Below are 25461 nucleotides of genomic sequence, written 5' to 3'. Positions count from 1 at the left end.
CAGAAATATAAAAATATAAAGGGCGTCCCCTCTTACTCCTCTTACTCGGGAAAGTGCTGAAACACCCAGGTCTCGCTCAAGGTTTTCCCTTCATGGCGCAGGAACATGCGCAAATCCACCGGTTCGGGTCCATCCGCGTCCAGGTCGAACATGGCCCGCCAGCGTGAAGTGCCCACCACTGGGAAAACCGCCACATTGTCGATCTTGCCGCGGCCGGCCTCGATCACCGCCGCGACACCGCTGTCGCGGTCCAAACCCTCCAAACCGCGGCCGTCAAAGTCAACGACGAATTTGATCACGCCCTCCGGTCGCAATCGGCCCGGCACCCCACCATTCCCCGTGCGGGTCGCCATTACGCGCGCAACGCTGACAGGCACAGGCGCCTGCGCAACCCAGTGCAGCCGATATCGCAAAAGGTATTCACGACCCGCGGTGGCGGCCGCCGCCGGCACCCAGAAGGCGCCGATATTGTCATAGACCTCATCATTGGTGGGAATTTCGACCAACTGCACCGCACCGCCGCCCCATGGTGCCAACGGTTCGACCCACAGGCTCGGGCGTTTCTCATAAAACACCCCATCATCCTGGTACTGCTCGAAATCCCGCTCGCGCTGCATCAGGCCGAAGCCTTTCGGATCCTTATCGAGAAAGGCATTGACCATCACCCGGGGCGGATTGTTAAGGGGTCGCCAAATGTGTTCCCCCGCGCCGGTCCAAATGGCCAGACCGTCCGAATCGTGGATTTCCGGTCGCCAATCGACGGCCATGGCGCGATAAGGCTTGCCGTACCAGAACATGGACGTCAGGGGCGCGATACCCAGTCGCTGCACATCGCCCCGCAAATAGAGGGCCGCTTCGATCTCCTGGACGACACCTTCCTCGTGCCGGCGCCGACTGGCGATACGGTAGGCACCGGTGACAGCCGCACCCTCCAACAGGGCATATGTCACCAGCCCGCCCTCGCCGTCACGCGCCAGCCAAAAGCGGGAAAAACGGGGAAACGATTCCGCGCCGGCGGTGGCCGTGTCGATGGCCAATCCGCGGGCCGACAAGCCGAACTGATCGAAAGGACCGGATGTACGAAAATAGGAAGCGCCAAGAAAGGCCATCCAATCCCGTTCTTGCTTCTCATCCAGGACGCGGAAACCGGCGAAACCCACATCCGACGACAGCTTGCGCGCCGGGTGCCCCTCGGGGATGTCGAAAAGGTCCCTTGCGAAGTGAATCCTTCGCGCCGCGTCACCTTCAAGAACATGGAGCGCCACCGGCTCCTTGAAATATCGCCCGGGATGAAAGAAGCGCACCGCCGGCCCGGGTCGCGAATCGCCCCACAAAGTGGCCGAGGCCCGGAAACGGATCCGGTTGTGCTGGTCGTAACCGATCTGATCGAGAATCTGCAGATCGGCGTCCGAAATAGCGGGAGGCTGGTAGGGGCGCGCCGCAAGTGTGCGCGCCTGCGCCTTGAGCGCGTCAAAGGAAAAGGGTTCGGCGGTCCCGAAGGTGAGTGTATGCTTGTCCGAGGCGGACAAGTGACCGGTCGGGCTGCCGGCGGCGGCGTGGATCTGCCCCGCGGGCAATGCATTCCCCGGCGCTGCAAACGCATAGGGCGCCCAAAAAAGACAAGCCAGCACGAAACAAAAGCGACCAAAAAATCCGATAGCCATCCCCACCGGTCTTTCGGTGGGCCATGTCGGTCTTCCCGCGAATTTCAGGCGGTCGCAACGCCCTTCGCTTCGATCCAGCATTGTGCCCTCCGTTTTTGCTCCTGCGCCCCAAACCTGCCGGTCAGTACGCACTTTCAAAAAAGGTTTACGGTTTCAGCAAGAACAAGGGTCCGATTTCGCAAATTGTCAACGGCACGCCACGGCGATGAACAAGCCCAAGAAGGTCGAAACGACGGCAATGAGCAAGACGGCGGGAAAAATCGCCGTCCAGGTCGTCTGCGGCACAAATGAACGATTCCGATCAATTGTCATCCAGCACCGCTCTTACCTTGACACCCAGATCGTGCAGGGAGAATGGTTTCTGGATGAAATGCATCCCTTCATCCAGCACACCGCGATGGGCGATCACATCGGCTGTGTATCCGGACATGAACAGTGTACGGATGGATGGAAAAAGCGCGTTGAGGTGTTCAGCCAATTGACGACCATTCATTTCCGGCATCACCACATCCGTCATCAGCAGGTCGATTCGGATTTTGCTTTTGGATGCCATTTGAATGGCCTGACTCGGCGTACCGGACGCCAGCACCTGATACCCTAAACGCTTGAGCATCATCTCCCCCAGGCGCAAGATTGAAGGCTCGTCCTCCACCAGCAGGACCGTCTCACCACGACCGCTTGGGGCGGCGGTCCGGTCCGTCGAGGCCCGCTGGGGTTGCGCTTCAAAAAGCCTCGGCAGGTAGATTCGGAAGATCGTGCCCCCGCCGGGTTCGCTGTAAACAGTAACGAACCCGTTGTTTTGCTTGACGATGCCATACACAGTGGGCAACCCCAGACCCGTGCCTTCAGATATTCCCTTGGTGGTGAAGAAGGGTTCGAAGATATTGTCGAGCGTCGCCTTATCCATGCCCACCCCGTTATCACTCACCGCCAGCATCACATAATCGCCGGGGGCCCCATCCTTGTGGGCCTGCACATCATCTACATCGATGGTGAAGTTGCGGGTCTCGATGGTCACCTCGCCCACCCCGCCGATGGCATCACGGGCATTGACGCAAAGATTGACCAGAATCTGGTCCACCTGGGCCGGGTCCATCTTGAGCAGCCACAGTTGACTGCCCGGACGCCAGTTCAAATCAATATCCTCGCCGATCAAACGACTCAGCATCCGGAGCATGCTTTCCACGATATTGTTCAAATCAACGGCCTTAGGGTCGATGGTCTGTTTGCGGGCAAAGGCCAAAAGCTGGCGCGTGATGTCGGTGGAGCGTTTGCCGGCTTGGTAAACTTCCATCAGTTCAGCATAGAGCGGGTCCTCGGGCCGGATCTTTTCCAAAGCCATTTCAGTGTAACCCACGATCACACTGAGCATGTTGTTGTAATCGTGGGCCACACCGCCGGCCAGTCGGCCGATGGACTCCATCTTTTGGGCCTGAAGCAATCGCGCTTCCAGGGCTTTGCGATCCGAGATATCTTTTACGATGGACTGGATGATCGACCGTTCACCATACTGAATCAGGCCGATGGAGACCTCCACCGGAAATGGCGTTCCGTCCTTTCGCCGGTGTTCGGCTTGGACGGTTGCGATTTGCCCCGGCTGCCACTGCTGCCACATGCGCAACACCTCTTCCTTTGGCAGATTGATGGTGCCGGGTTCGGCAGGATGCAAATCAAAGACGGTCAACCGCAGCAGCTCCTCCTTGGTGTACCCGGTTTGCATGCAAGCCATCTGATTGACATCCAGGATCTTTCCTTCTACGTCGTGCAGGTAGATGCCTTCTGCCGACTGATTGAACAAAGATCGATGCTTTTCTTCGCTTTCGCTCAGCGCCGCTTGGACTTGCCTGCGCTCGGATATGTCAAAGGCAATGGCCAAAATGGCGGGCTGCCTGTCGAGCATGATGGCATTCAGGTGAATCTCCGCTGGGTATTGTGAGCCGTCCTTGCGGGTGTGCGACGACTCGATGGTCAACACCTCGCCTAAGTTCAAGCTGTTCCATAACTGTTCCCGGTCATCGCGCGTGTACCCGCCGGAATCGATATTCGCGACATTCAGCGATCGCAACTCCTGAACTGTGTACCCGGTGTTCTTTGCAGCGGCCGCGTTGACAATCAACAGACGTCCGGTAAAATCGTGCGCGAACACGCCCCCCGGCAGATTCTCGATGATCGTTTTAAAACGCGCCTCACTTTCCTGCAGTGCCTCGAAGGCTTCCTGGCGTTCGGTGACATCCCGGCCAAAACAGATAAACTGACCACCTTGGATATCTATAAAGGTTACGGACATTTCGATCTTAAATGAACTGCCGTCCTTTCGCCGGTGACACGTCTCGAAGATGGCAGATCCATTGACCATGATGCGCCGTATCCGCTCTCGGGTATCATCGGGCGTCTCCATCGCATCCAGATCGTTAATGGCCATCGCCAGCAATTCCGTTTGCGTATAGCCCGACATACGGCAATAGGCCTCGTTGACATCGATGATCTTCCCATGTCTGTCGACCACCCAAAAACCGTCCACCGTCGTCTGCAGAATGGATTTCAGATATTGCTCGCGCTCAAGGGACATCTGTTCCGCATTTTTGCGCTCGGTGATATCGCGATAATTGCCCAAAATACCGCCAATATCAGGCTCATGCAGAAGATTCACACCGGTGATCCGGATCCATTTATAGCTGCCGTCCTTGCAGCGATATCGGCACTCCATGGTTCGGGTGGCGTTGGGCACATCGAGAAGAGAACCGAGAATTTGTTCCGCCGCCCCCATGTCCTCGGGATGCACGTTTTGCAGCACACCGGTGCCCACCAGCTCTTCCGGCTTCCATCCAAACCATTTCTCAATGTTCAAGCTTTTATAGCGAATAATGCCTTGCCCATCGACGATCACGATCACATCTCCGATGTTGGCGACCATTTTGCGTTTAAACGATTCGGTATTTCGCAAGGCATCCACCGCGTGCTTGCGCTCGTTTACATCGCGGCTGTTGAAAAAGAGAGCGTAAGGGGATCCATGGTCGTCAAAAAGGATTTTCCCCTTGGTTTCCAACCAGAGATAAGATCCATCCGCGCAGCGCTGGCGGTATTCGACCGTTCGCGTTGTGTCGGGCGACGGGTCGGCCGTGAAGGCCGCAAATTCGCTTGCAATATATTCGGCATCATCAGGATGAACATAATCAAATACGCTCGTTCCAACGAACTGTTCCGCTTCGTATCCAAGAATGCGATGCACCGAAGGCCCCATGTAAGTGAAGACGCCCGTGAGATCGGTGATGCCGACCATGTCCAACATGTGATCGGTGATATTCTGCAGGAGAACACTTTTTTCCCGAAGCTGGATTTCTGCTCGCCTACGCTCGGTAATATCCTGAAAAATGCAGTGCATTCTTATAAAACCGCCCTGGGCGTCTCGTTGAATCTTACCATTGAACGATACAAGGATCGTCCCGCCACCTTTTTTGACCATCTCGAATTCATCTTCGTATAGCTCTCCGATGGCCTTGATATTTGAGAACTTGCGCTTGAAATGCGTCACTCGGTCCGGATGAATGATCTCCGCGAAGTTTTTACCGATAAGATCCCGCCGCGCGTATCCCAGAACATCCAGAAGGGTTTGATTGACGGCGACGCATTCGCCCTGCTCATTGAGCGCCTGATAGGGCATGGGCGCGTCCATGATGGATATCACCGACGGGTCGGTCGCTGTGATGTGCTCCGGTCTTTTCTGGTTTATGGTCATCACTTACACTCCATCCAGGATCACTTTCATTATCTTCCAATACCGCGCAAGGCGCGAATGGACGGACTCAACCCAAAATGCCTTTGATGATGGCTGCGTGGTGCCCCGCCCACTGGGCATAGGCCAAGGGCCCCGGGTGAAATCCATCCGCGGCCATCAAGGCCGGATCCGGCGGAAAGTCGGGAAAGACCACACGGCAGCGGTTGCATTCTGCCGCGTGCAGTTGCAACGCCTGGTTCAGGCGCTTGGCCCGTTCGCCCAAAAACCACCGCAACGGCTGCGGCAACGCCGGGAACAGGTGCATGGGTGGAACGGCGGACAGCAGGACATGACGGCAGTGGCACTTACCGGCGGCGATGGCGACGAGTTGGCGGTTGCGGGCAATCCACTGTTTTATGGTGGTCCCCCGGATGACGTCATTGACCCCTGCGGAGACCACGATGACGTCGGCCTTGACGGGCGAAGCGGCGTCAAGAAGGGCCACCACGTCCTGAACGGCCAACCCGGATTGCGCCTCCAGCTTCCAGTGGACCTTGAAATGGCGCCCGAGACGGGCCACGATCCGTCCGGAAAAGGCCTCTGCTTGGGAGGCGGCGCCCACGCCGGCGGCGGCCGAGTCGCCGACGATCAGCAATCGCAGCGCCGGTCCGCAACCGAAGATGCCCGCGCGGTCTCCCGGCGGTTCAGGCAGCTTGGGCGTTACCCGGCGCACCCGCAGTGCCTGCGCAAGCAGCAGGGGCATCATGAGAAGGGCAAAGGCAAAACGCTTGTCCGGTTTCATGAATCGTCCCCAACACGTTGCGGCGTAACACCGGTTCGGGGTTGATAGGGGTTCAACTCAACTGTTCGCCATTATGATTTGCCTCTGCGCTGCGCCCGTTGCATGGTGTTGGCGATGGCCAGTTCAACACGCATGTTGCGGCCGATGCTTTCGGTGGGGGCGAAATGACGCACGAATTGGATTTCACGGTCCGTCGGCCGCTCGGTTTGGTTCAAATCGGGAGCCACCTTCAGCTCCCAGGGGATGTCCTTGCGGATCTCCTCAACCGACACGCCGGGATGGATTTGGGCCAGGTACATCTCCTTGGTTTGCTCATCGAAGCGAAAGACCCCCTTGGTGGTCAGCAGCATGGAGGGCCCCGACCCTTCGGGAAACAGCCCGGACCGGTCCCGGCTGTCGCCGCCATCCAGATAGCCGGGAGAGGTGAAATAGTCCAGCTTCTCGACAAACTGACCGCCGCGCAGGGTCAGAACCGTTTTCTTCGCATAGCTGATGAAGTCGGCGGCGCCGCCCGAGCCGGGCAGCCGCAAGCTGGGTCGGTAATAATCGCCAACGCAGGTGGTGTTCAGATTGCCGAATTTATCGATCTGTCCCACGCCCAGGAAACAGACATCCACAAAGCCCCGATAGGTCATGGTGAAGGCGGTGAACAGGTCCGTGGCATAGGAGAAGCCGCGACAGGAGTGGGCATCGGCGATGTGATTGAGGGGCACCAGCGGTTCGAAATCGATGATGCCGGATTCCATCATCAAGGTGGCATGGGGCGCGTAGAGCGCCTTGGCCAGGGCGCCGGCGGTGGTGGGCAACCCGACGCCGAGAATGACGTTCTGGTGGTCCTTGATTTCTTTGGCGCAGGTGATGATCAGCAGTTCGTTGAGTGTGTAGCCCTTATTCATAGAGCATTCCCCTTTCCGCCATGCGCTGTTCCAACTGTTCCAAGGTCAATCCCGTTGAACGCTCCCTGCCCCGCACGTCCCAGGCCGAGGTAAAGGCCGCGCCATAGTTGGCGGGCGCGGAGTAGAAAGACCTGGCGCGCAGACGATCCAGCATGCCGATGCCGAACCGGGCAGAGTAGCGATCGATGTACGCTTCCCGATCGGCGCATCCGTACACCCACTCCTCCATCCATTTCTTGACGGTCTCGGCCCGCTTGTTGGCTTCGGTAAACATGCCGTAAAAGAAGAGGTCCCGGTTGTAATGGCCCAGCACCTCCGTCGGGTGGGCGCCCCAGGGGATTTCAACCACGGCGTTGACGCGAAAGGCGGGTATGATGGTGAAGTGCGGACTCTGGCGGATCACATCGTGCTCCACGATCTCTTCGCAGGAGACAATGATGCGCTTGCTGCACAGGGCGGCGGCGGCCACGCTGCCCAGGGCGCCCCAATATTGAGCGTTGCCGAACTTGTCGGCCCGTTGCACATGCACGATGCACACGTCCGGGTTGGCGGCCGGAACGGTGAGCAACTGCTTGCCGGTGTAGGGGCATTGGATCACGCGGTATTTGTCTTCGCCCATGAAACTGCGCTTGCGGAACAGATCGGTGGCCATCACCCCTTCCAACACCTGGATGAAGGTCAGGCCGTGCATGCCGGCCATCAACCGCGCATTGTAATTGAAATTGGTATAGTCTTCCATTTCCAGGGTGCCGTCCTGCAGGCCCCGCTCAACGGCCCCGCCGCCTGTCTTGCCCCCGGAACGCATGACATAGGTGCTGATCAGACGGTCGACGCACCCTGCGTTGACCAACATATCCACGTCCAGAATGCCCGATTGGGAATAGAGCGTGAATCCTTTCTTGTCCTGCCGGCAGATCTCGGAGATCAGCTCGACGCAGGTGCCGACGGTGTAGTTGCCGATGATCAATTCATCGCCGTCATGAATGAATCGCTCGACGGCCTCCTTGGCGCTCATCACTTTATTGCCATTGTCGTTCAAATACGCACCTCCTGTGCCGGCGGCGCCGGCTGTAAATGTTGGGAAGATTTTTGCCGAAGGTCCTGCGCAACGGTTCGGCGCCTGAAAGTCCACATAAATACGGTGGCCCTTGTTTCGGCAAGGGGCGCCGGCTTCTCAGCGCGCAGGCCACGGCGCCTCGGGGGTTGTCCGCACGCACAGCATTCATTGGATGGCCGACTTGATCAAAGCCGCGATCTGCTTCTGCCGCTTGCGGTCCATTTGCGAAACAATACCGCTCACGCTCACCGCCCCGATCAGCGTCCCCTCTTCGTCGTGCACACATGTGCCGACGCCGATGGTGTAGGGCGTAACGGTGTTGACCACGAAACCTTGCTCCCGATACATCTTTATCATGCGCGCCAAGTCGTCGGGGGAATAGCCCGGGTAGGCGGCGTAGCGCCGCCGGTTGTGCCGCATGATCCTCTCTCTTTGGTCACCCGGCAGGCTTGCCAGGATGGCCAGGCTGCCCGCGCCCACCCCTAACGGACGGCGCTCACCGATATTAAGGGAAAGAATCTGGATCGGGGTGTTGCCCACAACCCGGTCGACACACAACGCATCGTAGCCCGACTGCATGATCAGAAAGACGGTGTCGCCGGTCTGCTCGGCGATCTTTTCCAAGGTGTCACGGTAGATGTCGCGCACCTGGTACTGGCGCGCCGACGATCCGAGCAGGTAGAGGCCGATGCCCAGGTGGTAAAGTTTAGTGGCCCCATTGTGGCTCAAAATGCCTTCATCCACCAAAACGGCAGCAATGCGGTGGGTGGTGCTGGGCGTCAAGCCCACTTCGCCGGCAATTTTCGACAAACCGACACCGGAGCGATTGTGGTCGGCCACAACCTGGATAACGGCCAGCGCCCGGCGGATGCTCTGCACACCCGCCTGCTTGCCACCGGACTCGCGAGTGGTTTTGGCGGAAAGATTCACCAGCATTCAGGCCTCCACCAACCGAAGGGAAATTCCAAGTGTTGGAGCGCAAGATCCATACTGGATTCAAAGGATGAATGGAATTTAGGTTATAGTCAATAAAATAATTCCATTTTATGATTTTTTCCTTCCACATTGTGAAAAATGACAGAATTCATTAACTTAAAACTTAAAACTTAAAACTGCCCCTCAGGGGCAGGCGACCTGATCAAAATCCTTTCCACTTGATTTCTACATGCGATTGCCCTGGTTTGCCGGTCTTGCGCGTTGCCGGAGATTTGATCCCTGTGGTATGGTCAAGGCAGTATGTTCAAGCTGGCCTGCCTGTCAACCGACACCCCGAAACCCATCGCCCAGGGTGCCGGGAAGTGCGACCGACCGGCGGTCCGTATCTTCTTTTAATCCACTCGATGAAAGGTGCCGAGAAATGATCAGGACGGTCGCGCAATACCTTGAAAGTCTGGACGACGGACGTGAAATGTGGTGCATGGGGGAACGGGTCAAGGATGTGCGCACCCACCCGACCATCAGCGGCATCATCCGCACCGCGGCGCTGGATTACGTCCTGCCCCACCATCCGGAATACCGCCACCTCTTCGTCACCCAAGACGAAGACGGCGAAGCGGTCAACTACCTGCTGACCTCTCCCAAGAGCGCCCAGGACCTGCTGCGCAGAAGGGAGTGCTTCGCCACCGCCATGCGCACCGGCGGCGGGGTGCTGCTGCACTGCATGGGGGCCGACGCCCTGGCCGCCTTCACCGTAACGGCCAATGCCATGGACAAAGCGCTGGGCACCGACTATTCGCAGCGGGTGGAGAACTACCGCAAACTGCTCATGAAACAGGATCTGGGCATCACCGGCGCCATCACCGATGTCAAGGGCGACCGCGGTCTGCGCCCCTCCCGCCAGAAGCAGCACCCCGATTACTACCTGCGGGTGGTGGACCGCCAAAAAGAGGGTATCGTGGTGCGCGGCGCCAAGGTCCACATCAGCGCATCGCCCTGTGCCAACGAACTGCTCTGCTCGCCCTGCCGCACCCACGGCGAGGAGGACAAGGACTACGCCCTGGCCTTCGCCGTGCCGTGCAACGCCAAGGGCGTCAAAATGCTGGCCGTGGAGCCGGTCAACCGCACCTACGGAGCCGAAGGCCGTTTCGATTATCCCAAGACCAGCGCGCTGCAGCCCACCGAGTGCCTGATCGTCTTCGACGATGTGTTCGTGCCCTGGGAACGGGTCTTCATGTGCGGCGAATGGCAGTACTCCCGCATGCTGGCCTATGCCTTCGGCAGCTATCATCGCCTGTTCGGCACTTGCAAAATGATCGGCAAGCTGGAGGCCATCACCGGCGCCGCCGCCCTGGTGGCGGAGTACAACGGCGTGGCCCACGCCGACCACATTCGCAAGAAGCTCGCCTGGATGGCCATGATCACCCACATGGTGGCCGAATTGGGCAAGGCCGCCTGCCTCGACCCGGTCAAGGAGTTCGGCCTGGATGTGGCCATGCCCAATCCCATGTCCATCAACGCCGCCAAGTTCACCTTCGCCAGCAATTTCCACCAGATGTGCCAGCATCTGCAGGACATCGCCGGCGGTCTTTGCACCACCGTGCCGGCCTACCGCGACTGGCAAAACCCCGACATCCAGCCTTACATCGACAAATATCTCGGCGCCAAGGAGGGCGTGCCCACAGAGCATCGCCTGCGCCTGATGCGCCTGATCAAGGACGTCACCTGCAACTACTGGCAGATCGACACCATCCATGGCGAGGGTTCCATGGCCGCCCAGCAGATGCACCTGTACGGCAACGCCGACTGGGACACCCTCAAGGCCGCCGCCATGCGCGCCGCCCACATCGACGGCTGGCAGGACAATCCGATTTACGGTAAACTGCTTTCCGCAGAAGATGTGGAAATGCCGCCGGTGGACGAATCCTACGCAAGCATTCCGGTCGGGCTGAAATAGCGCCCTTTGCGCAACGCCGGGACCCGGCAAACGGCACAACAAAGTTCCCACACCCTTTTCCAAGGAGGTTTGTGCAGCATGAATCCCACCGCTTTTTCCACCCTGGTTTCCGGCTACACCTTTTTCGAAGGGCCGCGCTGGCATGAAGACCGCCTGTGGCTGTCCGACTTTTACTCCCACCAGGTGATCGCCGTGGACATGCAGGGCCGCGTCGAAACCATCGCCGAAGTGCCGCATCAGCCCTCGGGTTTGGGATGGCTGCCCGACGGCCGCCTGCTGATCGTCTCCATGGGGGATCGCACCGTGCTGCGCCGCGAGCCGGACGGCACCCTGGAGGTGCATGCCGACCTGGGCCAGATCGCCCGGGGACCGGCCAACGACATGGTGGTGGACAGCAAAGGCCGCGCCTACGTGGGCAACTTCGGTTTCGACCTGATGGGCCGGGGGGAATTGCAAACCGCGGACCTTGCCCTGGTGCACCCCGATGGAACAGCGCAGGTGGCGGCCCAAGGGCTCTTTTTCCCCAACGGATCGATGATCACGCCCGATGGAAAGACCCTGCTGGTCAACGAAACCTTCGGCAACCGCATTTCGGCCTTCTCCATCGCCGAAGACGGCACCCTGGGGCCGCGACGGGATTGGGCCTGTTTCGGTCCGGCGCCCGAAGGCCGTACCATGGAAATGCTGCTGCCCCAGGCCAAGGTGGCGGCGGACGGCGGCGCCCTGGACGCCGACGGGGCCGTGTGGGTCGCCGACGCCATGGGCAAACGGGTGTTGCGGGTGGCCGAAGGCGGGCGCATCCTCGATGAAATCCGCACCGACCCCCAGGGGGTTTTCGCCTGCATGCTCGGCGGCCCCGAGCGCCGCACCCTGTTCTTGTGCGTGGCCCCGGACTTCGACGCCAAACGGCGCACCGCGGCCCGCGAAGCCGCCGTCTGGAGCGTGGCGGTGGCGGTACCCGGCGCGGGACTCCCCTAAGGGCTCGCCATCCATCAGGGCCGGAATGCCGTATCGGCGTTTCCGGCCCTGCAAGACAGCCCTCATAAATTCAAGACCAGCGAAACAGTCAACAGGCTGTCGCTGTTTTTCAAGTCCGCCGGCGTGGGCCGGTTGTCGTAACGCAGCTCATAGGCGACCCTGACGGCCAACCACTCGTTGAGCTTGGATTGCAAGGCGGAGACGGAGATGAGTTTGTAAGCGGCGCTGTCCTTGAAATTGTGAAGATATTCCAGATCCTGGGAGAACTGAACGGTTTCGCTGAACTTGAATTGATATTTGCCGTAGGCGCGGCCTTCCATTAAATCGTCGGCCGAACCGTCGGTGTACTTCTCGCGGGCATAATAGGCACCCAGCTCGCCGACCAATTGGTGTCGCGGCCCGATTAGAAAGCGGTAACCGATGCCGGGACCACCGTAGATACGCTGGTCCAGACCGGCAAAAGTGTCTTGCACCCAGCCGGCCAACCCATAGTAATAGATCCGTTCGCCGCCCTTGTAATCTGTCCGCAGGTCGGTCTCATAGCGCTCGGCCGTCTTTTCACCGTCGGATTCGGCATGCAGGGCCGCCGCTTTCCACTGCATGGCCCAGTTGTCCGAAAGGCGGTATTGCAGCAGGTTCTTGGCGGCAATGGTGGTCACGTCGGTGTTGCCGCCGGTTTGCACGAAAGAGAGCTCGGCGGTGTCCTGCCAGCGCGGTTGTTCCTCGGACCACGCCGCCGGCGCCCGACCGACAACGATGGCCATGATGACAAACACGCCCGCGACGGCGCGAAAAAGGGTCATTTGGGCCTCCTTTGGATGTTCGTGGGTCATTTTGTATCCTATCATGAAGACGCCATCAACACAGCATGGTTGGGATGACCACGCGTGTCGCGACAATCCGTCGCCCTTTCCACCTCCAAGCAGGCACTGTTTCCTGTGCAAGATTGAGGCATGCAACCTGCATAAGTTCAGATTCCGTGTTGCATTTGGTCAAGGGGCGGCAATCACATGAATCCATTTGCGGCTTGCCATCCACCGGGCCGGTTGCTATATGGCCGGGGGCAGCACACAACCTTACCCGCGAAGCTGTATTCAAGCACCACCCGGTTCCACAGTCAGTCGAAGACCTGTTGCAGTTTGAAGTTGGACGATTGTAATCATTTTCCAATCCGCGATGACGAGCGTCTGCATTAAGAACTCGCGGTACAAAAAATTGGCAATGAGGCGCCGGATTTGGGCCGGATTGGGCCGATCGGAGGGTGGTAAGAATGGCATCAGGTTTGAAACGCCCTTCAGAACGCCGCAAGTGCATCAGCAGGTGGAGAAGACGAACGGCGCTGCTTGGCCTCGCGCTGCTGACCCTGCTCTGTTGGACCCCCGGCCCGGGTTGCGCCGCCGACCGCGTGGTCACGGTCGGCCTGTATGAGAACGCGCCCAAGGTTTTCACCGATGCGGAAGGCCTCCCCAAGGGAATTTTCATCGACATCCTGGCGCACATCGCCGGCCGGGAGGGCTGGCGTCTGAACTTTGTGCACGGCACCTGGGGCGAAGGTTTGGACCGGCTGGAAGAGGGACAGATCGACCTGATGCCCGATGTCGCCTACACGGCCGAGCGCGCCAAGCGCTATGCCTATCACCAGATTCCAGCCCTCTCCTCCTGGTACCAGGTGTATGCACCTAAAGGCAGTGGCATCCATTCCATCTTCGATTTGGAAAACAAGCGCATCCTGGTGCTGGAGCGTTCTGTTCAGGAGCGCGCGTTCATGCGACTCAGCGCCGGCTTCGGCCTCAATGCAGAGCTGATTTCCGTGCCCGATTACCACACCATGTTCGCAATGGTGGCCAATGGACAGGCGAACGCCGCCGTGACCAACCGGTTTTACGGCATGATGCACGCCAAAGCGCACGGCCTTGAAGACACCACGGTGGTGTTCGAACCTTCCGACCTCTTTTTCGCCGCGCCTCTGAACGGCGATCCGCACCTTCTGGAAACCATCGACACCCATCTGGCCGAGATGAAAAGGGACGCCGGATCGATTTACTATCAATCCCTGCGTGCCTGGACCGAAGAACAGGTGCGGTTTCGATTGCCCGGCTGGGCGAAACTGCTCGGCGGTCTCATCGGCGCCGCCTTTTTAATCGCCTTGGTCGGCAGCGCCGTTCTCAAACGCCAGGTCGACATCAGGACCCGCGAATTACAGGCGATCAACAAGGAGATGGACCAACGGATCATCCAGCGCACGGCGGAACTGGCCCAAGCCATGGAACAGGCCAAGGCGGCCGACCGCATCAAATCCGCCTTCCTGGCCACCATGTCCCACGAGTTGCGCACCCCCCTCAATTCCATCATCGGCTTCACCGGCATCCTTCTCCAGGGACTGGCCGGCGAACTGAACCCGGAACAGCGCAAACAGCTGGGCATGGTGCAAAACAGCGCCCGCCACTTGTTGGCGCTGATCAACGACGTGCTGGACATCTCCAAGATCGAGGCCGGCCAACTGCAACTGAGCCATTCCACCTTCGATTTGAAAATGTCGCTGGAAAAATCGGTCCAACTGGTGACGCCTCTGGCTGAAAAGAAGAACCTACCGATCGACCTTGAAATCGATCGGGATATCGGCGCCATCACAACGGATCCGCGCCGGTTGGAACAGGTGTTCCTGAACCTGCTGAGCAACGCGGTCAAATTCACCGAAAAGGGGCGGGTGCGCATGGTCTGCCGCAATGAAAACGACCATTACCGGATCGCCATTGCCGACACCGGCATCGGCATCGGTGCGGAGGATCTGCCGAACCTGTTCCAACCGTTTCACCAGATCGATACGGGGCTGTCCCGCAAGGCGGAAGGCACCGGCCTGGGACTCTCCATCTGCAAGCGGATCGTCGACATGATGGGCGGCATCATCACCGTGGAGAGCAAGCCGGGCTCGGGCACCACCTTTACCGTGCGCTTGCCGCAACATCAAGGAGAAGCATCATGAGCGACACACTGCTGATCATCGAGGACAACGAACAAAATTTCTACATGATGCGGTTTTTACTGGAAAAGAACGGGTTCCACATCATCGGTGCGGAAAATGGCCGCAAGGGCATCGACATGGCAATTGAGCACCTCCCCACAGCCATCCTGCTGGACATTCAACTGCCCGAAATGGACGGGTACGCCGTTGCCAGGGAGTTGAAACGGAATAAAGCGCTGTCCCGCACCCCCATCATCGCCGTCACCTCCTACGCCATGGCCGGCGATCGGGAACAAATTCTGGCCGCCGGCGCGACAGGGTATATCGAAAAGCCCATCGATCCGGACACCTTCGTCGACCAAATCATTCGATATTTACCGCGGCGCCGGGACAATCAGGAGGCGTGATATGAAAATCCTCATTGTAGACGACAAAGAGGAAAACCGTTACCTGCTCGAAGTTTTGCTCAAAGGGCAAGGCCACCAGGTGGTGGTCGCCGCCGACGGAGAGCAAGCGCTCGAACACCTGCAGGGCGAAGCCACCGACCTGATCATCAGCGACATCCTCATGCCGGTCATGGACGGCTTCGAACTGTGCCGCCGGGTCCGGGCCGACAAGCGTCTGCACACCATTCCCTTCATTGTCTATTCGGCCACCTACACCGACAGCCGGGATGAAGATTTGGCCCTCAAGATCGGCGCCAATCGGTTCATCGTCAAGCCGTGCGAACCGGACCGCTTCATCGAGACCATGCATGAGGTGATGGTCACCGCCAAACCATCGCCGCCAACGGTTGCCCCGTCCAATCAGCAGGAAGGAGTGCTCAAGCTTTACAACGAGCGCCTGGTCAACAAGTTGGAACACAAAATGCTGCAGCTGGAAAAAGAGGTCGAGGGGCGCCGAAACGCCGAGGCGGTGCTGCGGGAACGCGAACAGCATTTCCGCAATCTGGCCAACTCCAGCCGTGCCCTGATCTACACCCTGAATGCCGATTATCTGGCCGAGTATTTCAATGACCCGTACCTCGCCTTTACCGGCCGCCCCCTGGAGCAGGAGCGCGGAGAGGGCTGGGTGGCGAGCGTTCATCCCGAAGACCAGCCGCACGTCAAGGAGGTGCTGCGCCGATCCCGAGCGCGCCATGACGCCTACAGCCTCACCTACCGCCTGCGCCGGCACGACGGTGAATACCGCTGGTTTCAGGACGACGGCTCGCCCTGCTACGACAGCTACGGCCGCTTCAACGGCTACATCGGTCACTGCCTCGACATCACCAAAACCAAACAGGACCAGGAACGCTATGAGCATCTGAACGCCGTACTGAAGTCCATTCAGGACGTCAACCAGCTCATCATTCGGGAGCGGGATATCGACGCCCTGATTCGGGGGGCGTGCCGGTTGATCGTGGACAACCGCGGTTATGCAGCGGCTATGATTGTGCTCACAGGCGCGAACGACCGTCCCACCACCTGGGCCCGATCCGGCACTGAGCCGGGCTTCACACCGATGATTGAAGCGCTGGAACAGGGAGAGCTACCGCCGTGCGCCGACCATACGGCCACCGGCAAACAGTGCGGTCCCGGCCCGCCGTCATCCGATCCCGCCTGCCATGTCTGCCCAGCGCCCGACACCGGCAAAAACGCACTCTGCCTACACTTGCGATTGGTGGACGACGGTGTGTCCATCGGCTTTTTAATTGCCGTCGCTGAAAAGGGCGTCACCGTGGTGGATCCCGAAGAGAGACAATTACTTGAAGAAATGGCAGGAGATATCGCCTACGCGGTGCGCATGCTGTTAATGGACCGGGAACGCCGCCGCATCGAGGAGGACCACGAAAAGCTCCGCAAACAGATGATTCAAACGCAAAGATTGGAATCGGTGGGGCGCCTGGCCGGAGGCGTGGCCCACGATTTCAACAACATGTTGAGTGTCATCCTGGGCTATGCGGAGCTGGCCATGGAGAAGGCCGGCAACGGCACGCCGCTGCATGATGACCTGACGGAGGTTTTCAATGCCGGCCGACGCTCCAAGGAGATCACCCGTCAGTTGCTGGCCTTTGCCCGCAAGCAGATCATAGCGCCCAAGGTGCTCGACCTGAACGAAATACTAGAAAGCATGCTCAAAATGCTGCGGCGTTTGATCGGCGAGGAAGTGGACATTGCCTGGCTGCCCGCCGCCGGCCTATGGCCGATCCGCATCGATCCTTCGCAGGTGGACCAACTGCTGGCCAATCTGTGCGTCAATGCCCGGGACGCCATCGGCGGTGTCGGCAAAATCACCATTGAAACCGAAAATGCGACCATTGACGAAACCTATTGCGCCGTTCACCAGGATGCAGTGCCGGGCGATTACGTTCTTTTGGCGGTGAGGGACGACGGCTGCGGCATGGACAAGGAACTCATGGACCAGATTTTCGAGCCTTTCTTCACTACCAAGGCGGTCCACCAGGGCAGCGGTCTGGGTTTGTCCACAGTTTACGGTATCATCAGACAGAACGATGGGTTCGTCCATGTGGAAAGCGAACCGGGCAAAGGAACAATTTTCCACATCTACTTTCCACGCCACGACCGGACCGGTGACGCGGTACGATTGGCGGAAAAGAAACAACCCCCCGCCGGTCGAGGAGAAACGATCCTGCTGGTCGAAGATGAAAAGGTCCTTTTGAAGATGGGCACGACCATGCTCAACCGTTTCGGTTACAAGGTGCTGGCGGCCGACTCCCCCGAAGCAGCAATCCGCTTGGCAACCCATCATGATCACGCCATCGACCTGCTTGTCACCGATGTGGTGATGCCCGGCATGAACGGCCGCGACCTGGCCGAGCAACTCCACGCCCACAATCCGGGCATCAAATGTCTCTTCATCTCCGGTTATACGGCCGACGTCATCGCCAAACGGGGTGTTCTGGACGAAGGGGTGCTGTTTCTGCAAAAACCCTTCTCTCTGCACGAATTGGCAAGCAAAGTACGAATGGCCTTAAACGGCTAGCGCAAGGGATGTGTCACTCATTGCAACCGGCCGGCCTTTGCCGCCCTGGAGGGCTTGAATCAAGTCGCTGCGGGAGCGGATGGGAGCGCTGAAGCGGGTGGCGAAGCGGCCCAACTCCTGTAGTGCATGGGCATCACTGCCGCCGCAGGTGGTTGTCAACCCATGTCGCGCGGCCAAGTCTGCGGCCGCGGCGTTTTCCGCGGCGGTACTGCGCCCGTTGAGGGTTTCGATGATGGGGCGGTACCCGCTGCGCAAAAGCCGTTCGTCCAACGGACGGGACAAACGGCAGGGATGGGCGGCGACGGCCACCCCCGCACTTTGCCGCACCAGGCGCATCAACTCGCCGGCGCTCAGACCGGCGGGCAGGTTATCATGCGGTCCGAACAGCAGAAAGTCCCCCTGGGGCGTGCTGTATTCCATGCCGAACAGCACGCACAGGCCGTTGGGCTGCACCCCTTCCCGCAGGCGGCGACGCACCGCCATGGTCTGATGATCGGTGATGCAGACCCCTTGAAGACCGAGCCGCCCGGCGTTTTCGAGAATCTCGTTCAACGTCAAACAACTGCAGGCGGACAAGGTGGTATGAACGTGGATGTCGAACAGCATGCTGACATGGTAACGCCTTCTCGCGGTAAGGCAAATTCATTGTTTCAATCAAGGATTGTCCATCCATCGATATTATCTATTGACCCTTTTTGAGACATCGATTTGCACTTTGACACCCCCTTCGGCCTTGGCGTATATTCTGATGCATTGCCACCATCAAGGCTGCATCTTAACCACAGGAGGGAGGCCCGCCGAACATGCCCGGCAAATGCATTCTGATACTGCTCGACGGACTGGGCGACCGCTCCTTTCCTGAACTGGACCACAAAACCCCCTTGCAGGCGGCGCAAACCCCCCACTTGGACCGCTTGGCCCGCGACGGCGCCAACGGACTTTTTCATGCGGCCCGTTTGGGCCAGGCGCTGCCCAGCGAAAACGCCCACTTCGCAATTTTCGGTTACGATATGGACCAGTTTCCCGGACGCGGCGCCCTGGAGGCCCTGGGTGCCGGCATCCCCCTCGGCGACCACCAGGTGGCTTTGCTGGCCCACTTTGCCACCGTCCGTGAGACCGAAGAGGGGGCCTTGTTGCATGTGGACGGCAAACCGCGGGCCACCACGCAGGAAGCCGGCATGCTTTTTGACGCGGTGGCCGCTTATGCGCACCGGGATGTTGAAATGCGCCTGCACCCGACCCAGGGTCTGCGTGCCATCCTCACTATGTCCGGCGACGTGGCGCCTTTCGTAACGGACACCGATCCGATCCTCAATGATCGGCCGGTCATGGCGCCGCAGCCCTGGGCCTCCCATGCCCGGAATGTGGCCGCGCGCGATACCGCCGAGGCCCTGGCCGCCTACCTGGAATGGGTTCACCGCACCCTGGGCAAACACCCGGTCAACGCGGCACGCGAAGCCGCCGGGCAACCGCTGCTCAACGGCATTGTCACCCAGCGGGCCGGCCGCCTGCGTCGGGTGACACCTTTCACGGAATGTTTCGGGATTCGGGGCCTGAGCATCGCCGGCGGCATCGTCTATCACGGACTGGCCCGCTATCTTGGATTGGATTGCGTAAAAGCGGCCGACACCGACGATCCGGCCGCCGACATGACCCAACGATTGGATTTGGCCAGGGAAGCCTTGGCGCACCACGACTTCATCCATGTGCACACCAAGATGCCCGACGAAGCGGCCCACACCAAGGATCCCGTCTACAAAAAGCAGGTCATCGAGGCGCTGGACCGCGGCATCGGCGCCGCCCTGCCCGCGCTGCTGCAAACACCGGAGCTGTTATTGGTCATCGCCGCGGATCACTCCACGCCCAGCGGCGGCCCGCTGGTCCACAGCGGCGAACCGGTCCCCATCATCTTCCACGGCCCCGGCCTGCGCCGCGATCATGTGCGCGTTTACGACGAAATCAGCGCGCCGGCCGGCGCCCTGGGCATGGTGCGCGGCAACGAGTTGATCTACCTGGTGCTCAACCACCTGGACCGCATCAAGCTGCAGGGTTTGATGGACACGCCCCGGGACCAGCCTTACTGGCCGGGCGTCACCGTCCCCTTCCGTCTTGCCGGAACAGAACGGCCCGCCGCGGCGGCGCCCAACCAACCTCATAATCGGCCATCGCTCATCTATCCCACAGGGGTCATCCACGGCCGTTTTCAAATCCTGCACAACGACCATTTGAAATACCTGCTGGCCGGCAAGGCCCTTTGTCGCCACCTGGTGGTGGGCATCACCAATCCCGACCCGCTACTTACCAAGCCGGAAGATAATGACGGCGGCCGCAGCGACCCGTCGGCCAACCCCTTGAGCTACTACGAACGGGCCCTCATGGTGCGGGCGGTGTTGCGGGAAGCCGGATTGGCGCCCCACGATTTTTCCGTGGTGCCCTTTCCCATCAACCTGCCCGAGCTCTATGCCCACTACGTTCCCATGGACGGTGTGTTCCTGCTGTCCATCTACGATGATTGGGGCAAACGCAAACTCGGCAATTTTCAATCCCTGGGATTGAAAACCCATGTGCTGTGGCGGGTGTCGCCGGACGAAAAGGGCATCAGCGCCGCCGACATCCGCCGGCGTTTGATATCAGGCCGCCCCTGGCAACACCTGGTGCCGGGATCCGTTCCTCCCCTGATCGAAGATTGGAAAGTGGCCGAGCGACTGCAGCGGTTGCACCGCAACGCGAGTGAATAGACCGACCCGGCCTGAACGACCGCTTGCTTCAAAGCCGCTGCTATCTGCTACGATGGTCCCGGCACCCGGCGCTTCATTTTTCCACCCGCGCATTGCAAGCGCACGGCGACAGCTACGATTTCCGTTGGGGGGTACCTGGGGTGACACCTAACAAGACGCGGTGAATGACAAGCAGGGATGCGCGATAACCATCGCCACGCGGTCCGGGTGTGTGGTAAAGTGGGTGCCTGTCGCCGAAATCAATGATCGCCTTTGAATAAGGGATAGGACACCATGCGCAAAAACCGGCTTGTCGATTACTCCCTCTGCCTGCTACTGGTGGTGTTGCTGACCGCCTGTGCCCTGCCCACCAATGCCCCGCTGGACGTGCTGCGCTACCGGGCCGATTTGAACGGGACGCCCAAACAACGGCTTTTCGTCTTCATGCGGGGAATGGGCGGCAGCCACCACTCTTTTGAAAAAGAGGGGCTGGTGGACGATGTGCGGGCCCGTGGCTTGCCCTTCGACATGGTGGCGCCCAATGCCCACTTCGGGTACTACAGCGGACGCAGCCTGGTGGATCGGCTGAAAGCCGATGTGATCGACCCCGCCCGGGAACAGGGGTATCGGGAAATCTGGTTGATCGGATTTTCCATGGGCGGCCTGGGATCCCTGCTGTATCGGATGGAATACCCGGAAGACATCGCCGGTGTCTGTCTGATCGCTCCGTTTCTCGGATACGGCGCCATCACCAAGGAGATTGCGGCGGCCGGCGGGGTGCGGCTGTGGGAACCGGGCACGTATGATCCCGATGACGATTGGCAGCGCATGTTGTGGCACTGGCTCAAAACCGACATCGCCGATGACCCGGCATGTAACGTTCAACTGGGCTTCGGCACCCAAGACACCTACCGCCGTGGCCAGGAACTGCTTTCAGCCGTCCTGCCGACCGATGCCGTATACACATTCGACGGCGGCCACGATTACCCCACCTTTCTCGCCTTGTGGCGTATGTTTCTGGACAGCAACTGCTACTACACCCCCGCCGCGGCGGAAGCCGCGCCTTAGGGCTTAGCAGTATCCATCACGGGTCACCATTTCTCATCGGCTTCCGGTGCACGGCCCGACAAAGAGAGGTTGTGCTTTTTCATCAAGCTGTAAAGGGTGGATTGGGACATGCCGGACAGGGCCATTGCCATGTCGCGGTCGCCGCGCACCCGTGCGATGAGCATCTGCAAATAGCGTGCGTCGGCATCGGCGCGATAGGCCGCCAGGGTTGGAAACGGTGCTTGCCCGCCGCTATTTGCACCGTCTGTGGGCACCCCTTGCGGCGATGGCGGCGGTTTCAGGTCCAGCGTCGCCGTCCGGTACTCGGGGGGCAGATGTTTGGGATGCAGGCTCGGGTCCTCACCTGCGGCGGCCAGGGCATACTCCAGTACGTTGATCAATTCCCGCACGTTGCCCGGCCAGCGGTTGGCCTGTAAGCTGTGGATGAAGTCCGCCGAGATGCCTTTCATGCCGATGGCGTAGTGGCGGCAGATTTGGTGGATTTTTTTAACCGCGATTTCTTCGATGTCTTCTTTGCGCGCCCGCAGGGGCGGCAGTTTGATTTCGAAGGCCCGGATGCGAAAGAGCAGGTCTTCACGGAAGCGTTGCTGCGCAACCATGGTGGCAAGATCACGGTTGGTGGCGGCCACCACCCGGAAATCCACCGCAACCTCCTGCGCCGCCCCCAACGGCCGGATGTGGCGCTCCTGCAGGGCGCGCAGCAAGGCTTTCTGGATATTGGGCGACAGATCGCCGATCTCGTCGAGAAACAGGGTGCCGCCGGCCGCCTGGGCGATGATGCCCTCCCGACGCGCCGAGGCGCCCGTGAAAGCCCCTTTTTCATAACCGAAGAAAAGCCCCTCGGCCAATGATTCGGGCACCGCGCCGCAGTCCACCGCAATAAAGGGCGCCGCGGCCCGGTTGCTGTTCTCGTGGATGGCCCGGGCGAACAACTCCTTGCCGGTGCCGGTCTCGCCCATGATCAGCACGCTGGCTTCCGTGGCCGACGCGCGGGCCAGGTCATCGAGGCAGTTGCGCATCTCCTGGGAGGATCCCACGATGGCATCCCGTTTCAGGGTCAAGGGGGCCTGCCGGGCGCTCTTTTCTTTGCGGTAGGCCAGCGCCCGGGATACCGGCAGGGCGATCTCCTCCATGGTGAACGGTTTGGTGACGAAATCCCATGCACCGTGCTGAAAGGCCAACTTGGCGCCGTTGATGTCACCGGTGCCGGTGATGATGATCACTTCGGGCCGTGATGGGCCGTCCACCAATTCCGGTAGAATTTGCAAACCGTTGCCGTCCGGCAGGTCCAGATCCAGCAGAATCAAATCCCAGGGCTCGCGCTGTGCCTTTACCAAGCCATCCTGCAACGACCCGGCCTGTGCGGCGGCATGGCCCCACTCCCGGGCAAAGAGCACGAGAAAGCTGCAAATTTTGGGATCGTCATCGATGATCAGCACTCTGGCCATTTATTCCCCCGCTTGTCGCCGGTTCAGCGCGCGTTCGATGGCGCCGGTCAATTCGCCGGCCAGCAGCGGCTTCATGACCACATCGGCAATGCCGGTCGACCGCTTGTTGATGGACATGATGTCGTCACTGAACCCGCTGCACAGGATGACGGCGATATCGGGACGCATTTTACGCAACCGCTGGATCAGTTCAAGTCCGGTCATCCGGGGCATCACCAGGTCGGTGATCACCAGATCGAATCTTTCGGGAGCAGCGGCAAACAGCGTCAATGCTTCCCGTGCGTCGGAAGCGGTGACGACCTCGTAACCGATCTGCTCCAGTATCTCCTTGCCCGAGGCCAGAAATCCTTTTTCGTCGTCCACGAATAAAATGACACCCCGACCCTTGCCGGGAGTGGGTAACACGACCTCGGCCGGCGACAACACCCCCTGGTGGCGGGGCAGCAAAACCTGGAACGTGCTGCCCTTGTCCGGGTGGCTGTCCACATCGATCACGCCGCCCATGTCCTTGACGATGCCGTGAATCACCGCCAACCCCATACCTGTGCCCTCTCCCCGCTCCTTGGTGGTGAAAAAGGGCTCGAAGATGCGCTCGATGTGTTCCTCCCGGATGCCGTGACCTTCATCGCGCACGGTTAGCCGTATGCAGGGCCCGGATGCTATCTCTCCGTGGCGCAAGGCGGCGTCGGCGTCGAGGATCGTTTCATCCAGGGTCACCTCCAACAGTCCGCCGCGGGATTTCATGGCATGGGCCGCGTTGGTGCACAGGTTCATCAGCAGTTGATGGATCTGGGTCGGATCGGCCCACACCAAGGCATCGGCGGCATTCACCCGCAGCCGGATTTCAATCAGTGACGGCAAGGAAGCGCGCAGGAATTTGATGGTTTCCTTGAGAATGGGCGCTACGGCCGTCGCGCCCTTGGCTACCTCCGTTTGCCGGCTGAATGCCAGAATCTGCTTGATCAAGCTGCGGGCGCGCAATCCGCCGCTGAGAATTTCATCCAAATGGGCCTCGATGGGGCCCCCCTTGGCATATTGCATTTTGGCGGCCTCCGCGAAACCGAAGATGGAGGCGAGGATGTTGTTGAAGTCGTGGGCAATGCCGCCGGCCAAGGTGCCGATGGCCTCCATTTTCTGCCGTTGCCGGATTTGGCTCTCGAGCTGCTTGCGCTCGGTCACGTCCTCGATGATGCCGTCGATGTGCAGCGGTGCGCCATCGGCATCCATTACCACATGGGCGGTCACCAGTCCAACCAGGGGTGCGCCGTTGCGCTGTTTGAACGCCACCTCAAACCCTTGCAGGGAATGCTCCGTGCGCAACATTTCCATGACATGCTTGCGCATCTCCGGATAACGGTAGAGATCCCGAACGTGTCGGGCGACGAGTTGGTCCTTGGTGGCGTAGCCGAACATCCGCACCAAGGCCGGATTGACCATTTGAAAGGCGCCCTCCTCGCTGGGCGACACCCGAAAAAGGCCCACCGGCAGATCTTCCACCAATTGGCGATAGCGCTGTTCGCTCTCGCGCAGGGCATTTTCCGCTGCTTGCCGCTCGGCGATCTCCGATGCCAGTCGACGATTGGTGGTCTTCAAGGAGTGTTCGCGCCGTTTCACCTCTCCGGCCATGGCATTGAATTTATCAAGGATCGTAAATATTTCACGGTGCTCGAACCGCTCCCGGGTCGGCCCGTATTGGCCCGAGGCGATTTGATCGATGCGCCCCATGAGTTGGTCCAGGGGTTTGTTGATGATCCGGTTCAAGATCATTTTGGTGGAAAAGGCCATGCCGGTGACTACCAGCACCATGGTCAGGATGCTGGCCCACAGAAATTGAATGTTGCTGCGCTCGTAGAGTTGGGTGGTCAATCCGATTTCGATGCGGCCGATCGGCCGGCCCTGATGGTACACCTCGCTGGTGCGCCGAATCAGTTGGGCGCCGTTCTGCGAAGCGATCTCGAAAAAGGGCATGTCGTTTTCATCACTCACCCGCAGCAGGGCCACGGTTTCATTCTTGGCGAAGGAATCGCATATGCTTTCTATCCAGTCCTTGTCGATGTTCCACAAGGGCACCGCCAGGCTGTCGCGCAGATAAACCAGGTATTCCGAAGCCTTGGCGGCGTGCAGGGTCTTGGAGCGATGGGAAAAGAAGTAGTAGTTGCCCATGGTGGCCAGCAGAAAGGTGACGGCCACCGTGACGATCAAGCGGTTGGTCAGCGCCTGGGACAACGACCGCCGGGGCGGCCGGGCGGCCGGGTTGGAGGACATGGAGGTCATGG

17 protein-coding genes are annotated in these 25461 nt (G+C 59.8%); 7 read left to right on the top strand and 10 right to left on the bottom strand.

What is annotated here, in order from left to right; all coding sequences use genetic code 11:
* Positions 1 to 41 precede the first annotated feature (41 nt).
* The 6 genes from MRX98_RS13235 to MRX98_RS13210 form a co-directional block, all read right to left on the bottom strand.
* Entirely contained in the window at positions 42 to 1745 is a 1704-nt protein-coding gene (locus tag MRX98_RS13235; RefSeq protein WP_246909542.1) for an OpgD/OpgG family glucan biosynthesis protein, read from the bottom strand.
* A gap of 220 nt (positions 1746 to 1965) precedes the next feature.
* Positions 1966 to 5400, bottom strand: coding sequence for a PAS domain S-box protein (locus MRX98_RS13230; RefSeq protein ID WP_246909529.1), 3435 nt, complete (start codon positions 5398 to 5400; stop codon positions 1966 to 1968).
* A gap of 67 nt (positions 5401 to 5467) precedes the next feature.
* A complete protein-coding gene (locus MRX98_RS13225) occupies positions 5468 to 6181 on the bottom strand; it encodes an SGNH/GDSL hydrolase family protein (RefSeq protein ID WP_246909527.1) in 714 nt (237 codons plus the stop codon).
* A gap of 71 nt (positions 6182 to 6252) precedes the next feature.
* On the bottom strand, positions 6253 to 7077 hold the full coding sequence (locus MRX98_RS13220; protein WP_246909525.1) for a CoA-transferase subunit beta: 825 nt from the start codon (positions 7075 to 7077) through the stop codon (positions 6253 to 6255).
* Positions 7070 to 8116: a CoA transferase subunit A gene (locus MRX98_RS13215; protein WP_246909523.1), complete on the bottom strand. Its 1047-nt coding sequence runs from the start codon at positions 8114 to 8116 to the stop codon at positions 7070 to 7072. The genes MRX98_RS13220 and MRX98_RS13215 overlap by 8 nt, the downstream gene beginning before the upstream one ends.
* Before the next feature lie 183 nt (positions 8117 to 8299).
* Entirely contained in the window at positions 8300 to 9070 is a 771-nt protein-coding gene (locus tag MRX98_RS13210) for an IclR family transcriptional regulator (RefSeq protein ID WP_246909522.1), read from the bottom strand.
* Positions 9071 to 9491: 421 nt separating this feature from the next.
* On the opposite strand from MRX98_RS13210, the gene MRX98_RS13205 reads away from it, so the two are divergent.
* Together MRX98_RS13205 and MRX98_RS13200 are read left to right on the top strand one after the other, a co-directional pair.
* Positions 9492 to 11027: a 4-hydroxyphenylacetate 3-hydroxylase N-terminal domain-containing protein gene (locus MRX98_RS13205; protein ID WP_246909520.1), complete on the top strand. Its 1536-nt coding sequence runs from the start codon at positions 9492 to 9494 to the stop codon at positions 11025 to 11027.
* A 78-nt stretch (positions 11028 to 11105) separates the two neighbouring features.
* Positions 11106 to 12005 carry an SMP-30/gluconolactonase/LRE family protein gene (locus MRX98_RS13200; RefSeq protein ID WP_246909518.1) on the top strand — a complete coding sequence of 300 codons (900 nt, stop codon included), beginning with the start codon at positions 11106 to 11108 and terminating at the stop codon, positions 12003 to 12005.
* Positions 12006 to 12067: 62 nt separating this feature from the next.
* Here the strand turns inward: MRX98_RS13200 and MRX98_RS13195 are convergent, their stop codons facing one another.
* Positions 12068 to 12808 carry a DUF481 domain-containing protein gene (locus MRX98_RS13195; RefSeq protein ID WP_246909513.1) on the bottom strand — a complete coding sequence of 247 codons (741 nt, stop codon included), beginning with the start codon at positions 12806 to 12808 and terminating at the stop codon, positions 12068 to 12070.
* Positions 12809 to 13275: 467 nt separating this feature from the next.
* On the opposite strand from MRX98_RS13195, the gene MRX98_RS13190 reads away from it, so the two are divergent.
* The 3 genes from MRX98_RS13190 to MRX98_RS13180 are packed head-to-tail and all read left to right on the top strand — an operon-like array spanning position 13276 to position 17952.
* On the top strand, positions 13276 to 14988 hold the full coding sequence (locus MRX98_RS13190; RefSeq protein WP_246909512.1) for a sensor histidine kinase: 1713 nt from the start codon (positions 13276 to 13278) through the stop codon (positions 14986 to 14988).
* Positions 14985 to 15374, top strand: a complete 390-nt coding sequence (locus MRX98_RS13185; RefSeq protein ID WP_246909504.1) for a response regulator — start codon at positions 14985 to 14987, stop codon at positions 15372 to 15374. Before MRX98_RS13190 ends, MRX98_RS13185 begins: the two co-directional genes overlap by 4 nt.
* A 1-nt stretch (position 15375) precedes the next feature.
* On the top strand, positions 15376 to 17952 hold the full coding sequence (locus MRX98_RS13180) for a response regulator (protein WP_246909502.1): 2577 nt from the start codon (positions 15376 to 15378) through the stop codon (positions 17950 to 17952).
* Here MRX98_RS13180 and MRX98_RS13175 read toward each other — a convergent pair.
* Positions 17941 to 18558: a PHP-associated domain-containing protein gene (locus tag MRX98_RS13175; RefSeq protein ID WP_246909500.1), complete on the bottom strand. Its 618-nt coding sequence runs from the start codon at positions 18556 to 18558 to the stop codon at positions 17941 to 17943. The two genes, MRX98_RS13180 and MRX98_RS13175, sit on opposite strands and share 12 nt — an antisense overlap.
* A gap of 197 nt (positions 18559 to 18755) precedes the next feature.
* Between MRX98_RS13175 and apgM the strand changes: the two genes are divergently transcribed.
* Together apgM and MRX98_RS13165 are read left to right on the top strand one after the other, a co-directional pair.
* Entirely contained in the window at positions 18756 to 20690 is a 1935-nt protein-coding gene (apgM, locus tag MRX98_RS13170; protein ID WP_246909498.1) for a 2,3-bisphosphoglycerate-independent phosphoglycerate mutase, read from the top strand.
* Between the two features lie 273 nt (positions 20691 to 20963).
* Positions 20964 to 21737, top strand: coding sequence for an alpha/beta fold hydrolase (locus tag MRX98_RS13165; protein ID WP_246909492.1), 774 nt, complete (start codon positions 20964 to 20966; stop codon positions 21735 to 21737).
* A 23-nt stretch (positions 21738 to 21760) separates the two neighbouring features.
* Here MRX98_RS13165 and MRX98_RS13160 read toward each other — a convergent pair whose 3' ends face one another.
* Complete coding sequence (locus tag MRX98_RS13160) at positions 21761 to 23185, bottom strand: sigma-54-dependent transcriptional regulator (protein WP_246909484.1); 1425 nt, start codon at positions 23183 to 23185, stop codon at positions 21761 to 21763.
* A complete protein-coding gene (locus MRX98_RS13155; RefSeq protein ID WP_246909482.1) occupies positions 23186 to 25459 on the bottom strand; it encodes an ATP-binding protein in 2274 nt (757 codons plus the stop codon).
* Positions 25460 to 25461: the final 2 nt, after the last annotated feature.

The sequence above is a fragment of the Desulfatitalea alkaliphila genome (assembly GCF_022968795.1).
GTDB classification, from domain to species: Bacteria; Desulfobacterota; Desulfobacteria; order Desulfobacterales; family Desulfosarcinaceae; genus Desulfatitalea; species Desulfatitalea alkaliphila.
This window is presented reverse-complemented; position numbering and strand designations above follow the sequence as displayed.